Annotated in this window: 14 protein-coding genes; 9 read left to right on the top strand and 5 right to left on the bottom strand. The window is 72.6% G+C overall.

The window, feature by feature from the left end:
* The first annotated feature begins 316 nt into the window (after positions 1 to 316).
* From ABZ822_RS31435 to ABZ822_RS31415, 5 genes are all read left to right on the top strand, one after another.
* Positions 317 to 922, top strand: a complete 606-nt coding sequence (locus tag ABZ822_RS31435) for a response regulator transcription factor (protein ID WP_360861667.1) — start codon at positions 317 to 319, stop codon at positions 920 to 922.
* Positions 923 to 1,203: 281 nt separating this feature from the next.
* Positions 1,204 to 1,848 (top strand): class I SAM-dependent methyltransferase, encoded by a 645-nt coding sequence (locus ABZ822_RS31430; RefSeq protein WP_360861664.1) that lies wholly within the window; start codon positions 1,204 to 1,206, stop codon positions 1,846 to 1,848.
* Positions 1,849 to 1,867: 19 nt separating this feature from the next.
* Complete coding sequence (locus tag ABZ822_RS31425; RefSeq protein WP_360861726.1) at positions 1,868 to 2,752, top strand: N-acetylmuramoyl-L-alanine amidase; 885 nt, start codon at positions 1,868 to 1,870, stop codon at positions 2,750 to 2,752.
* A 183-nt stretch (positions 2,753 to 2,935) separates the two neighbouring features.
* Complete coding sequence (locus ABZ822_RS31420) at positions 2,936 to 3,763, top strand: hypothetical protein (RefSeq protein WP_360861662.1); 828 nt, start codon at positions 2,936 to 2,938, stop codon at positions 3,761 to 3,763.
* A 148-nt stretch (positions 3,764 to 3,911) separates the two neighbouring features.
* Positions 3,912 to 4,922, top strand: a complete 1,011-nt coding sequence (locus ABZ822_RS31415; RefSeq protein WP_360861660.1) for an LLM class F420-dependent oxidoreductase — start codon at positions 3,912 to 3,914, stop codon at positions 4,920 to 4,922.
* Positions 4,923 to 5,011: 89 nt separating this feature from the next.
* Here ABZ822_RS31415 and ABZ822_RS31410 read toward each other — a convergent pair whose 3' ends face one another.
* Entirely contained in the window at positions 5,012 to 5,647 is a 636-nt protein-coding gene (locus ABZ822_RS31410) for a DUF2867 domain-containing protein (protein ID WP_360861658.1), read from the bottom strand.
* Between the two features lie 96 nt (positions 5,648 to 5,743).
* Between ABZ822_RS31410 and ABZ822_RS31405 the strand changes: the two genes are divergently transcribed.
* The gene (locus ABZ822_RS31405; protein ID WP_360861656.1) at positions 5,744 to 6,304 is read left to right on the top strand and encodes a TetR/AcrR family transcriptional regulator; all 561 of its coding nucleotides are present in this window, start codon (positions 5,744 to 5,746) and stop codon (positions 6,302 to 6,304) included.
* 45 nt (positions 6,305 to 6,349) lie between these two features.
* Here the strand turns inward: ABZ822_RS31405 and ABZ822_RS31400 are convergent, their stop codons facing one another.
* Entirely contained in the window at positions 6,350 to 7,141 is a 792-nt protein-coding gene (locus ABZ822_RS31400) for a maleylpyruvate isomerase family mycothiol-dependent enzyme (protein ID WP_360861654.1), read from the bottom strand.
* Positions 7,142 to 7,213: 72 nt separating this feature from the next.
* Between ABZ822_RS31400 and ABZ822_RS31395 the strand changes: the two genes are divergently transcribed.
* Entirely contained in the window at positions 7,214 to 7,501 is a 288-nt protein-coding gene (locus ABZ822_RS31395; protein WP_360861652.1) for a hypothetical protein, read from the top strand.
* Positions 7,502 to 7,679: 178 nt separating this feature from the next.
* Here the strand turns inward: ABZ822_RS31395 and ABZ822_RS31390 are convergent, their stop codons facing one another.
* Genes ABZ822_RS31390 through ABZ822_RS31380 form a run of 3 tightly spaced genes read right to left on the bottom strand, consistent with a single transcriptional unit; the run spans position 7,680 to position 10,835 of the window.
* Positions 7,680 to 8,747: a prenyltransferase gene (locus ABZ822_RS31390; RefSeq protein WP_360861650.1), complete on the bottom strand. Its 1,068-nt coding sequence runs from the start codon at positions 8,745 to 8,747 to the stop codon at positions 7,680 to 7,682.
* On the bottom strand, positions 8,744 to 9,646 hold the full coding sequence (locus ABZ822_RS31385) for a methyltransferase domain-containing protein (protein ID WP_360861648.1): 903 nt from the start codon (positions 9,644 to 9,646) through the stop codon (positions 8,744 to 8,746). The genes ABZ822_RS31390 and ABZ822_RS31385 overlap by 4 nt, the downstream gene beginning before the upstream one ends.
* Positions 9,552 to 10,835, bottom strand: a complete 1,284-nt coding sequence (locus ABZ822_RS31380) for a glycosyltransferase family 4 protein (protein ID WP_360861724.1) — start codon at positions 10,833 to 10,835, stop codon at positions 9,552 to 9,554. Before ABZ822_RS31380 ends, ABZ822_RS31385 begins: the two co-directional genes overlap by 95 nt.
* A 279-nt stretch (positions 10,836 to 11,114) precedes the next feature.
* Here ABZ822_RS31380 and ABZ822_RS31375 point away from each other — a divergent pair, with 279 nt between their 5' ends.
* Entirely contained in the window at positions 11,115 to 11,720 is a 606-nt protein-coding gene (locus tag ABZ822_RS31375) for a TetR family transcriptional regulator (RefSeq protein ID WP_360861646.1), read from the top strand.
* A 506-nt stretch (positions 11,721 to 12,226) separates the two neighbouring features.
* Entirely contained in the window at positions 12,227 to 12,832 is a 606-nt protein-coding gene (locus ABZ822_RS31370) for a response regulator transcription factor (RefSeq protein ID WP_360861644.1), read from the top strand.
* Positions 12,833 to 13,005 lie beyond the last annotated feature (173 nt).

Below are 13,005 nucleotides of genomic sequence, written 5' to 3'. Positions count from 1 at the left end.
CGGCGCAGCCGTCCGCACCGTCGGCCGCACCGGGGTCGCATCCGGTCGGCGGGGAACGCGCCCGTGCTCTCGACATAGAACGCGTTCTAGCCGATGGGTCCCATGTATAACGCACCCCCTGCGCCAAGGGAAGAGTACTGACGGTTCGTCAGATCTCATGGCCGCGGGACGCGCGGACCGAAAGCCGTGCGGCGGAACGGGTGAGATCGGTGATCACGCCCGGCCCTCCCGGCGTAGGATCGGACATACCGCCGGATCCGCCACGCAACGGGCGGAACAGGTCGCAAGGCCGGCCGGAGACGCCAGGGAGCCCATCATGATCAGAGTCCTGCTGGCCGAGGACCCGGGCATGACGCGCGGCGCGCTGGCCCATCTGCTGGGCATGGAACGGGACATCGAGGTCGTGGCCCAGGTCGGGCGCGGTGACGCGATCGTGTCCACCGCGCTGACCACCCGCCCCGACGTCGCCCTCCTCGACATCGAGCTGCCGGGCGGCAGCGGGCTGGAGGCGGCCGCGGATCTGCGCGACGAGGTCCCCGGCTGCCGGGTCCTCATCCTCACGACGTTCGCCCGCCCCGGCTATCTCCAGCGTGCGAAGGACGCCGGCGCGGCCGGCTTCCTGCTGAAGGACGGTCCCGTCGACGAACTGGCGGAGGCGATCCGCCGCGCGCTGGCGGGCGAGTCGGTCATCGACCCGGTGCTCGCCGCGGCCGCGCTCGGCTCGGGCCCGAACCCGTTGACGGCGCGCGAGCGGGAGGTGCTCACCGCGGCGGCCGACGGCGCGAACACCGCGGGCATCGGCGCGGCGCTGCGCCTCTCCGAGGACTCCGTGCGCCGCCACCTCTCCTCCGCGACCGCCAAGACCGGGGCCCGCGACCACGAGGAGGCTGCCCGGACGGCGCGCCGCAACGGCTGGCTCTGAGCTCGGCCGCACCGAAGAGCCGCGGCCCCCCGCCCGGCACTGCGCCGCGGCCGGGCGACGGCCTCCGGCCCGGCGCCACCGCTTCCTGCCGGTCCCCGGCCACCGCCGGCCGCCGGGATCGGCACCCCCGCGCGTCCCCGCACCCGCCCCATGAGGCAGCATGGGCCGTTGCGGCACGTCGGGGGCTGCGCGCCGCACCACGGAACACCACCGGACCTGGCCGGCCGGATCATCGCCGGTGCACGACCGGGACATCGCGGGACGGAAGCGGGAGAGAGCGCATGGCACCGGGCCCCAAGCCGGAGACGATGGCCGCCTTCGCGTCGGCCAAGGGCTTCATGCCGGTCGATGAGGGACTCGCCCTCTACGCGGCCGCGACCGACGCGGCCCGCCTCGGCCTCCCGCTGCTCGAGGTCGGTACGTACTGCGGCCGCTCCACGCTCCTCCTCGCCGACGCGGCCCGCGAGGCCGGTGTCGTCGCCGTCACGGTGGACCACCACCGCGGCTCCGAGGAGCAGCAGCCCGGCTGGGAGTACCACGACCCGACCGTGGTCGACGCCGAGGTCGGCCGGATGGACACCCTCCCCGTCTTCCGCCGCACGCTGCACAAGGCGGGCCTGGAGGACCACGTGGTCGCCGTCGTCGGCCGGTCCCCGCAGGCCGCCGCACTCTGGGGCACACCGCTCGGCCTGGTCTTCGTCGACGGGGGCCACACCGACGAGCACGCCACCGCCGACTACGAGGGCTGGGCCCCGCACGTCGCGGACGACGGCCTCCTGGTCATCCACGACGTCTTCGCCGACCCCGCCGACGGCGGCCAGGCGCCGTACCGGATCTACCGCAGGGCGCTGGAGTCCGGGGCGTTCACCGAGGTCTCGGCGACCCGCTCGCTGCACGTCCTGCGGCGTACGGCTCCGGGGATCTGAACGGGCCACTAGCATCGCGATCGTGTCGAACGGCTCACCCCCCGCTCCGCGCGGCGCCCTCACCGGTGCCGCGCTCCTCGCCCTGGCCGCACTCGCCGTCTCCTGCGGCGGGGAGTCGTCCGGACCGCGGAAGGACGACGCGAAGCCGTCGGCCGCCGAGTCCGCGTCCTCGCCCGGCGGCGCACCGGACGGCGAGGGGCCGGGCGGCGAGGCCGGGGACACGCCCGGCCGGGGCCCGCTCTCCGGGAAGGTGGTCGTGATCGACCCGGGCCACAACCCGGGCAACGGCAAGCACGCCGACGCGATCAACCGGAGCGTGGACATCGGTACGGGCCGCAAGGAGTGCGACACCACCGGCACGTCCACGAACGACGGCTACACCGAAGCGGCGTTCACGCTCGACGTGGCGCGCCGTATCCGCAAGGTCCTCGAGGCGGAGGGCGCGACGGTGAAGCTCACCCAGGACGGCTCCCGCGCGTGGGGCCCCTGTGTCGACGAGCGCGCCCGGATCGGGAACGAGGCCGAGGCCGACGCGGCCGTCTCGATCCACGCCGACGGCTCCGCGACCGGCAACCGCGGCTTCCACGTCATCCTTCCCGCGAAGGTGAAGGACGGGGCCGCCGACACCCGGGCGATCACCGGGCCCTCACGCGACCTGGGCGAGCGGATCGCGGACGCGTTCACGCGCAGGACAGGCAGCGCCCCCTCCAACTACATCGGCGACAGGGGCCTGGACGTGCGCTCCGACCTCGGCGGGCTCAACCTCTCCAAGGTGCCCAAGGTGTTCATCGAGTGCGGCAACATGCGCGACGCGCGGGAGGCCGCCCGGCTGAAGAGCGCGAAGTGGCGCGAGCGTGCGGCACAGGGCATCGCGGACGGCATCGGGGACCACCTCAAACCGTGATCTCTCACGATCACCTGTGACCTCTCGTCATGACTCCGGACGACTCGGGAGCACGGTAACCCGCAGGACACCCCCGGGAACCCAGCGCTAGATTCATCCGTACGATGGGGGGCCACCCCCGCGCCACGCCCCGCGCGTTCCGGCGAAGCGACAGCTCGTGACGAGACCGACTAAGGACATGACGTGAATATCCGCTCCCTCACTCGAGGCGACGGCGTGGTGATCGGAGCAGCGGTGTTGCTCTTCATCGCCTCGTTCCTCGATTTCTACTCCTGCGAAGGCGACTTCTGCAGGGACGTTCCCAACGGCTGGGACAGCGACCTCTTCCCCGTACTGCCCTCGATCTTCCTGGCGGGCCTGATCGCTGCGGGGCTCATCGTCGCCGCTCGATTCCAGCCCGCGGGGCAGAAGTTGGCCGGGCTCGGCCTGGACCAGTGGGGTACCGCCCTGGCCGTGTTCGCGGCCTGGAGCTCGCTGTGGACGCTCATCGGGGGCCCCGACGTCGACAAGGGCGTCGGCCAGATCCTCGGCTTCATCGCCGCGCTCGCGCTGGCCGCGGGTGCCGTGCTCAGCCAGACGCTGCCGGCACTCAAGGCCCCGCTGATGGGCACGCCGAGCCCGCAGGCCCCGTCCCCGTACGGCGCGGGCCAGGGTCAGGGCCAGGGCTACGGCTACCCGGCGCAGCACGGCGCCCCGTCCCCGTACGGCGCGCAGCCGGGCCAGCCGGGACAGCCCGGCGGCCAGCAGCCGTACGGCGGGCAGCCGCAGGCCGCCGCGCAGCAGCCGGGTCCCGGCGCGCCCCAGCAGGGCGGTGAGTTCGCACCGTTCTGGTTCGCCGTGCCCGTGACCCGTCCGCTCTACGCGGAGGACGGCTCGCCGACGGCGATCGCCGAACTGGCCCCCGGCACCTGGTACCTCGCGGTCGACCAGCGCGGGTCGGCGCTCGTCGCCCAGACCCAGGACGGCCGCCGTGGTGTCCTGCAGGACACCACGGGGATCCAGCGCGGCTGACCGTACGGCTCGCACCGGCGTTCCGCGGCCCCTCGCCCTCGCGGCGGGGGGCCGTTGCCTTGCCCGGGCACGCCCCGTACAGTCCCCGGTGACCCACGCTTTCTGACAGTCCGTCAGGACATGTGGGACCGGCTCCGGGAGGTACGGCATGCGACTCGGCCTGGCACTCGGCTACTGGGGGCGCGGCCCCGACCCCGTGCATGTCGAACTCGCCGTCGAGGCCGAGCGGTTGGGCTACGCCTCGGTCTGGACGGCGGAGGCGTGGGGCTCGGACGCGTTCACGCCGCTGACCTGGATCGCGGCCCGCACCTCCCGGATCCGGCTCGGCACCGCGGTGGCGCAGATGGCTGCCCGCACCCCGACCGCCACCGCCATGCACGCGCTGACACTCGACCATCTCTCCGGCGGGCGGATGATGCTGGGACTTGGCCTGTCCGGGCCGCAGGTGGTGGAGGGCTGGTACGGGCGGCCGTTCCCCAGGAGCCCGCTCACCGCGACCCGCGAGTACGTCGAGGTCATCCGCCAAGTCCTGCGCCGCGAGGGCCCGGTGGAGCTGGACGGACGCTTCCACTCCCACCCGTACACCGGCCCCGATGCCATGGGGCTGGGCAAACCGCTGAAGCCCATCACCCATCCGCTCCGCTCCGGCCTGCCGGTGCTTCTCGGCGCGGAGGGCCCGAAGAACATCGCCCAGACCACGCGGATCGCCGACGGCTGGCTCCCTCTGTACTGGTCGCCGATGCGCACGGACGTCTACGAGGCGTCGCTGACGGAGGCGCGGGAGGGGTTCGCGGTCGCGCCGATGGCGCGGGCCCAGGTGTGCGACGACGTGGCCGAGGGCCTGCTGCCCGTGAAAGCGATGCTGGGCTTCTACATCGGCGGGATGGGGCACGCGGCCCGCAACTTCCACGCGGATCTGATGGCGCGCATGGGGTTCGAGGAGGAGGCGCGCCGCATTCAGCAGCTGTTCCTGGAGGGCCGGCGGGCCGAGGCGATCGAGGCCGTGCCGGACGCGTTCGCGGACGAGATCTCGCTCGTCGGACCGCGGGAACGCATCGCGGAACGCCTGGAGTTGTGGCGCAAGGGCCCGGTCACCGACCTGCTGGTGACGGCCCCCGACCCGCTGACGCTCCGGACGCTGGCGGAGCTGAACGGCTGACCCGGAAGGGCGCCGGCCGGGAGCGCGGGCGAGGCCCCCCACGTCCCGCCCCCCCCGTACGGGACGTGGAGGTCCGGCGCGGCCCAGGGTCAGGTCACCGACGGACCGGACGGCGCCCCGCCACGCCCTGCCGGTCCGTGCTCCGCACCGGCGTCCGCCTCCCATGCCCGCCCGATCGCCCGCAGCATCTGCTGGTACACCCCCAGGTACCGGAAGGGCTTGATCGCCGCCATGTAGAGGGCGCCCATGCGGCCGTTGGGCCTGACCAGGACGGCCATCTGACCGCGGTGGGCGCCGGCCCCGTCCGGGACCCAGCCGATGTGCATGACGGCGTGCACGGTGCGGTTCGCCATCTCGGCCGCCCACTCGTCGTGCGTCAGATAGACCGAGACGAGCGGCGCCTCCTGGAGGTCGGGCCCGCGCGGCCCGCTCAGCAGGTCGGCGGGCAACCGGTCCCGCAGCGTCGGCACGCGGACGCCGAGACCGGCGGAGGCATCGTCCCACCCGAGCAGCTTCCCGAGCTTCCAGCGGATCGCGAAGAGCAGGCGCGCCACGGGCGAGGAGACGTGCGCCCCGTCGCCGTTCGCCATCTGGCGCACGAGCCGCTCGAGGTCGTCGGGGCCGCCCGGTGTCGGCATGGCCCACACGTCCTCGACCCGGAAGTCGCCGGCGATCCCATGGATCCGCCAAGGCCGGGACGTGTGCGCTGTTACGGGGAGTTTCATCTGCGAGCCCCAATCTATACGCTGCCGTATAGATCAGAGGTTAGCCCATCTATACGGCTCCGTATAGATGAGGGACGGCAGGACGGGAGACACACCATGGGCGCGATCCGCACCCCTCGCGGCAGATGGATCGAGGAGGGGCTGCGCGCACTGGCCGCCGGAGGGCCCGACGCCGTACGGATCGAACCTCTCGCGCAGGTGCTCGGCGTCAGCAAGGGCGGTTTCTACGGGTACTTCGCGAACCGCGGCGCGCTGCTCGCCGAGATGCTCGACACCTGGGAGCGCGAGGTCACCGAGGGAGTGATCGAACAGGTCGAGAGCGGCGGAGGGGAGGCGAGGGCCAAGCTGGACCGGCTGTTCTCGCTCGTCGCCTCACTGGGCGACGGACCGACGACGGGCACCACGGTCGACCTCGCGATCCGCGACTGGGCGCGGCGAGACGAGGCCGTCGCGCGGCGGCTCAAGCGGGTCGACAACCGGCGCATGGAGTATCTGCGCTCGCTGTTCGGGGACTTCTGCACGGACGCGGACGACGTCGAGGTCCGGTGCATGATCGTCTTCTCGGTGCGTATCGGCCACCACTTCATCGCCGCCGACCACGGCGGTCGCAGCCGCGAGGAGGTCATGGAGCTGACCCGGACGTGGCTTCTGCGGTGACGGAGGTGGCCGACCGGCGCCCGAGCCGGTCGGTACACGCAGGGGTCAGTTCCAGTTCGCCCGCTGGAGCCAGAAGCGCAGCAGCTCCGCGTCCCCGAGAACCTCGACACGATCGCTGTCCGCCGGCAGCCGCCGGTAGAACACCTGGAGGACGTCGGCGACGGGGCCGCGCAGCGCGACCGTCGCCTTCGCGTGCGCGCGGCGCCAGGTGAAGCGCTCGGCGCCGAATTCGATGAGCCACTCGGCGTCCAGTGCGGGGGCCGTGTCCGTGGCGTGCAGGTGGATGCTCCGCCCCGCGCCGCGGAGTTCGGCCAGCTCGGGGTCCTGGCCGGTCGCGCTCAGGTCGCTCAGGATCTCCAGCCACTCGTCGATCGTGTCGGCCGCGACGTCCGGCGCCACGGTGAACGCGCGGTCCACCGTCCGCTCCGCGTCCGCCCGGTGCACCACTGTCTCGTGCGTCATCCGCCGGGCCCAGAAGCCCGCCGTGCGCTCCGGCGCCCAGGTCCACACCGCGGCGTCCGGTCCGGATTCCCTGAGTACGGACTCCAGCAGCCCCGCACCCTCGGCGAGCCAGGCGTCCAGGGCGGACGGGTCGTCGCCGTCCGGCCCCGCATAGCCCGGAACCTCTTCCTCCGGGATCTCATCGGCCGCCCGCGTACGGACGATCTCCGCGGCCCAGCGGTGGGAACCTCCGACATGACGCGCCAGGTCGCCCAGCGTCCAGTCGGGGCAGGTCGGCACGGTTGCCGACAGGTCGGCGCCACGGATGGCGTCCCTCAACAAGCCCGTCTGAACGGTGACTTCCGAGCAGTAGCGGTCATGTCCCAAAAATGTCATGACGGCACCTTATGCACACGTGCTCGAAAGGCAAGCGGGTTTCCGGGCTCCGGTTGCGGCAAGGCGGGGTGTATGTCCAGACGCACTTCAGGAAACACCGCTGCCAGGATCGTCGTGGTCGTCGCGGATATCGCCGCGGTGATACTCGGCCTGTGGATCCTCATGTCCCTACTCGACGCCAACCAGTCGAACGACCTGGTGAGCTTCGTGCAGGACTCCGCCGGCTGGCTGGCCGGCTGGTCGCACGACCTGTTCACCATGGACACCGAATGGCTGCGGACGGTGCTCAACTACGGGCTGCCCGCCGTGGTCTACCTGCTCATCGGTCACGCCGTGGCCGGCCGCTTCCGCCGCGTCTGACGGCGACAGCGGCCACGCGCCGCCGCGTACGGACGATGCCGGGCGCCGGCACCCGGCCTTCGTCCCCGTCCCCGGTTCCCCCGTCCCCGGTTCCCCCGTCCCGTACGGCTCGCACGGCGCTGCCCGGCGAGCACCGTTTTCGGGGAGGCGCCGTTCTCCCGACAGCAGTCCCAGCGGCTCAGCAGCAGTCCGGGTCCAGTCCCGACGGCAGCCGCCGGCCGCCGAACACCGCCGTGGTCGCCTCGTCCCCACCGAGCGCGGCCACAGCCAGCAGCAGCGATCCCGCCGTCCAGGTGGTGAGCTCCTCCGGCCAGACGGCGTCGTCCTCGAAGACGTAGCCCGTCCAGTACATGCCGTTCTCCGCGCGCAGGTGCTGGATCGAGCGGAGGATGTCCACCGCACGGTCCGACTCGCCCATCGCCCAGAGCGCGAGGGCGAGTTCGGCGCTTTCGCCGCCCGTCACCCAGGGCCGGTCGGAGACGCAGCGCACGCCGAGGCCGGGAACCACGAAGCGGTCCCAGTCCCCCTCGATGCGCTCCTTGGCCTGCGCTCCGGTGACGGCTCCGCCGAGCACCGGGTAGTACCAGTCCATCGAGAAGCGGTCCTTGTCCAGGAACCGCTCGGGGTGACGGCGTATCGCGTGGCCGAGCCAGCCGGCCGCCAGCTCCCAGTCGGGCTGCGGCGTCTCGCGGTGCTCGGCGACGGCCAGGGCGCAGCGCAGCGCCTGGTGGATGGAGGAGCAGCCCGTGAGCAGCGCGTCGGTGACGGGTGTCCCGTCGTCCTCGCGCTTCCAGCCGATCTGCCCGCCGGGCTGCTGCAGTTCGAGGACGAACTCCACAGCGGCGCGGACGGTGGGCCACATGCGGTCGAGGAACGCGTCGTCGCCGGTGGAGAGGTAGTGGTGCCAGACGCCGACCGCGATGTACGCGACGAAGTTGGTCTCGCGGCCGCGGTCGGTGGGCCGGTCGGCGGCGCCGTCGGCGTAGGCGGCGTACCAGGAGCCGTCCGCGTTCTGGTGGCGGGCCAGCCACCGGTACGCGGCCTCGGCGCGCTCGTGCTCCCCGGCTGCGTCCAGCGCCATCGCCGCTTCGACGTGGTCCCACGGGTCGAGGTGGTGCCCGCGGAACCACGGTATGGCGCCGTCCTCGCACTGCCCCGCGCGGATCCCCGCGACCGTCTGCGCCGCCTGCTCCGCGGTGAGCACCCCGGGCAGGACCAGCCGCTCCGTGCGCCCCGGTGACGTCACTGGGCGGCCGCCGCGGCCTCGGTGAACTCCTCGCCGAGCGAGGGGGCGTGGGGCTTGGTCGCGTACGCCACGAAGCTCTTGCCGATCAGCGGGTTGAGCGCGCGTTCGGCGACCCGGGTGGCGAGCGGCTTCTTCATGATGTCCCAGACGAGGAGCTGGTGGTACGCCTTCACCGGCAGCGCCTGGTCGTTGTCGACGCCGAAGGCGCACTTGAGCCACCAGTACGGCGAGTGCAGGGCGTGCGCGTGGTGCGTGCCGTACGGGCGCAGGCCCGCCTCGCGCATCTTCCGCAGCAGTTCGTCGGCGCGGTAGATGCGGATGTGGCCGCCCTCGACCTCGTGGTAGGCGTCGGAGAGCGCCCAGCAGATCTTCTCCGGACCGTAGCGCGGGACCGTCACCGCGATGCGCCCGCCGGGCTTGAGGACGCGCACCATCTCCGCGAGCACGCCCTTGTCGTCATGGATGTGCTCCATGACCTCGGAGATGATCACGACGTCGAAGCTGTCGTCAGGGAAGGGCAGGGCGAGCGCGTCGCCCTCCATGGCCGTGGCCGTGGCCCCCGCCGGCGCCTCACCGGCCTCCTCCATGGCCGCGAACCACTTCGCGACCTCGCGGATCTCCTCGGCGTTGCGGTCGAGCGCGACGACCCGTGCCCCGCGCCGGTAGCACTCGAAGGCGTGACGGCCTGCGCCGCACCCCAGATCCAGCACGCGGTCGCCCGCGGCGAGCGGGAAGCGGGTGAAGTCTACGGTCAGCAATGCCTTCTGCTTTCTCTGGCGGCTGCGGGGAGGTGACGGGCGGTGGCTACGGGACGGTGGCGCGGGTGGCTCGGTTCGCGATGGCCTCGCGGTAGCGCTCGGCCGTCCCGATGGCGGCCTGCCGCCAGGTGAAGCGGGCAAGGACGCGCTCCCGGCCCGCGGCTCCGAGCCGGCGCCGCAGCGGCTCGTCGTCCAGCAGCCGGCTCAGCGCGGCGGCCAGCGCCCCGGCGTCCCCGGGCGGTACGGCCAGACAGCTCTCGCCGTCGGGGCCCGCGACTTCGGGGATGGCGCCGCCGGTGGTGGCGACCAGCGGGGTGCCGGTCGCCATGGCCTCGGCGGCGGGCAGCGAGAAGCCTTCGTAGAGCGAGGGGACACAGGCGATCTCGGCGCCGCGCACCAGGTCGACGAGTTCCGCGTCGCTGATGCCCTTGACGAACTCGACGGCGCCGGCGAGGCCGTAGCGCTCGATCGCGGCGGCGACGGGCCCGTCGTCGGCCCGCTTGCCGACGACGACGAGGTGGGCGTCCGGGTTCTCTGTGCGCACCTTGGCCAGCGCCTCGACGAGATGGATGAGGCCCTTCAGCGGCACGTCCGCGGAGGAGGTGGTGACGATGCGGCCGGGGATCCGGGCGACGGACGGATCCGGCGAGAACAGATCGGTGTCGGCGCCGATGTGCACCACGTGGACCCGGTCCGGGCGGACGTCCAGATGCTCGACGATCTCCTGGCGGGAGGAGCCGGAGACAGTGAGCACCGACGGCAGGCGGCGGGCCACACGCTTCTGCATGCGCGTGAAGCCGTACCAGCGGCGGACGGAGGCGCGGCGCTTCCAGCCGCGCGCCGCGTCGAGGTCGAGTTGCCGGTCGACGGTGATCGGGTGGTGGATCGTGGTGACCAGAGGGAAGCCGAGCCGCTCCAGGCCCAGCAGCCCGTAGCCGAGGGTCTGGTTGTCGTGCACGACGTCGAACCGGCCGCGGTGGGCGGCCAGATGGCGGCGGGCGCGGAGGCTGAAGGTCAGCGGCTCGGGGAAGCCGCCGGTCCACATGGTGGCCACCTCGAGGGCGTCGACCCAGTCGCGGTACTCGCCGGGCTTCGGCGTGCGGAACGGGTCGGGCTGGCGGTAGAGGTCGAGGCTGGGCAACTCGGTGAGGGCGACACCGGCGTCCACGACCGGGTACGGCTGGGCGCCGATGACCTCCACGGAGTGGCCGAGCCGGGCGAGTTCGCGGGAGAGGTGGCGGACGTACACGCCCTGACCGCCGCAGAACGGGTTCCCTTTGTACGTCAGCAGCGCGATGCGCAGCGGGCGGTCGGCGGGGCCCGGCTGCACCCCGGCCGGGGGGCGAGGCGCGCTTTCCCGTACGGCCTCAGCGGTCACTCTCGGCCCCCTTCTCCCTGCCAGTTCCGCCGGAGCGTAACCGCTCGCGTTAATGTAGAACAAGTTTCAGACTTGCTCGCCCGAGGAGCTTCGAATCTACCCGCAGGTAGCGGCCCCGGAAGGTCCGGAGCAGGTGATTCGCGCCACGGCGCACCCCCTGCCATGCTGTGCGCCCGGAACCCGCCGACCGCAGCCGACGACGAACCATACGGAAGTCACGGAATGGGACAAATGACCACGGAACCCAAGCCGTCCTCCCCGCCCCTGACAGAACGCCAGGAGGCGCGCCGCCGTCGGATCCTGCACGCCAGCGCGCAGCTCGCCAGCCGGGGCGGCTTCGACGCCGTGCAGATGCGCGAGGTCGCCGAGTTGTCCAGCGTCGCCCTCGGCACGCTCTACCGCTACTTCCCGTCCAAGGTGCATCTGCTCGTGGCCACGATGCAGGACCAGCTCGGGCATCTGCACGAGACCCTGCGCAAGCGCCCGCCGACCGAGGACGAGCCCGCGGCGCGGGTGGCCCAGACGCTGATGCGCGCCTTCCGCGCGATGCAGCGCGAACCGCACCTGGCGGACGCGATGGTGCGCGCGCTGACGTTCACGGACCGCTCCGTGAGCCCGGAGGTCGACACGGTCTCCCGGCTCACCACGGCGATCATCCTGGACGCGATGGGGCTGGAGGGGCAGCCGACGCCCGAACAGCTCTCCGCGGTCCGGGTCATCGAGCACACCTGGCACTCCGCGCTGATCACCTGGCTCTCCGGGCGGGCCTCCATCGCCCAGGTCAAGATCGACATCGAGACGGTCTGCCGGCTGATCGACGTCACGGCGCCGCGCTAGAGGCGTTCGCCGCACCCTCGCACGGCCGTACGAGCCGCGGGGGTGCGCGGGCGCGCGCAGGCGAGGGCGAGCGGGCGTCAACGGGGGTGCCGGGCAGGGCGGTTGCGCGGGCGTGCGGGCGCCGCGTACGGCGCCTCGGGGAGCCTCCCGGGTGCGCGGAGGTTGTGCGGGCGCGCGCGGGAGCCCGTACGACGCCTTGGGGCGCCACCATGATGCGCCGCCCCCGACCTGCCCCGCCGCCTTCCGCCACCCCGGCCGACGCCCCGGCCGGATTCCCGACAGCCCCTGGGAATCGGCGCGATCCGGAGGGCGCACGGACGTACCCGCGTGCGTCCACAGGGGGCGCGAACCAGTGCGCACACGCCGGTCGCACGCCATGCACCTGTGCGCCCCCATGTCCACCTTTCAACGGATTCCGCTGTCCGGAGTATGGGCACGCTCGTATGAATTGACGGCGTACGCGCGGGTTGTGCGCGCGGCGCCCGTTGGGGTGGGAGGAAACCGACGTGATCCGGGTACTGCTCGTGCACGACACCAGCCTGTTGAGATCCGCGCTGGGGGCGCTCTTGGGCCGGGAGCCCGACCTCGAGGTGGTGCAGGCCTCCTGGGGGACGGCACGGCAGCAGGCACGGTCGTTGCAGCCGGACGTCTGTGTGGTGGACGTCGACTGCCCGGGCTCGACGACGCTGGCGAACGCCGCGGAGTTCGCGCGCACGGTGGCGCACAAGGGCTCCGCGCTGCTGGTCCTGGCCTCTCCGGCCAGGCCGGGAATGCTGCGGCGGGCGTTCGACGCCCGCGCGCTCGGCTACGTCAACAAGGACGCAGGACCGCAGCGATTACTCGAGGGCATCCGGGAGGTCGCCGGAGGCCGGAGGTTCGTGGACGAGTCCCTGGCCTTCAGCTTCCTCCGGGTCGCCGAAATGCCTCTGACACCAAGAGAGTTGAACGTTCTGGAACTGGCGGCGGAGGGGGCGACGATCGCCGAGATCGCCCGGGGGCTGCATCTGTCGCAGGGGACCGTGCGCAACTACATGTCGGCGATCACCCGGAAGACCGGCGCCCGCAACCGCGTGGACGCGATCCGGATCTCGCGCTCCGCGGGCTGGCTCTAGGGACCAGGGACTCCCCCGGGGGGGCGAGCACGGGGGTAACAGGGGGGCGAGCACGAGGGGACTCGGGGGGGGCGAGCACGGGGGGGTGCCTCTATGTCTTTCGTCAAGCGAGGCGTGGGGTTCTGGGTTCGTAGAAGGTGCCGTCGCGGAGCATTGCGAACAGCACGTTGATC

Source organism: Streptomyces sp. NPDC047108 (genome assembly GCF_040643575.1).
In the GTDB taxonomy this organism is placed as follows: domain Bacteria; phylum Actinomycetota; class Actinomycetes; order Streptomycetales; family Streptomycetaceae; genus Streptomyces.
The sequence above is the reverse complement of the archived record's forward strand: the minus strand, read 5'-3'. Positions and strand labels throughout refer to the sequence as shown.

What these genes read in the sequence shown, in the direction of transcription:
- ABZ822_RS31410 (WP_360861658.1), bottom strand. Translation starts at nt 5,647, where the DNA reads ATGAAACTCCCCGTAACAGCGCACACGTCCCGGCCTTGGCGGATCCAT.
- ABZ822_RS31405 (WP_360861656.1), top strand. Translation starts at nt 5,744, where the DNA reads ATGGGCGCGATCCGCACCCCTCGCGGCAGATGGATCGAGGAGGGGCTG.
- ABZ822_RS31400 (WP_360861654.1), bottom strand. Translation starts at nt 7,141, where the DNA reads ATGACATTTTTGGGACATGACCGCTACTGCTCGGAAGTCACCGTTCAG.
- ABZ822_RS31430 (WP_360861664.1), top strand. Translation starts at nt 1,204, where the DNA reads ATGGCACCGGGCCCCAAGCCGGAGACGATGGCCGCCTTCGCGTCGGCC.
- ABZ822_RS31395 (WP_360861652.1), top strand. Translation starts at nt 7,214, where the DNA reads ATGTCCAGACGCACTTCAGGAAACACCGCTGCCAGGATCGTCGTGGTC.
- ABZ822_RS31435 (WP_360861667.1), top strand. Translation starts at nt 317, where the DNA reads ATGATCAGAGTCCTGCTGGCCGAGGACCCGGGCATGACGCGCGGCGCG.
- ABZ822_RS31415 (WP_360861660.1), top strand. Translation starts at nt 3,912, where the DNA reads ATGCGACTCGGCCTGGCACTCGGCTACTGGGGGCGCGGCCCCGACCCC.
- ABZ822_RS31375 (WP_360861646.1), top strand. Translation starts at nt 11,115, where the DNA reads ATGACCACGGAACCCAAGCCGTCCTCCCCGCCCCTGACAGAACGCCAG.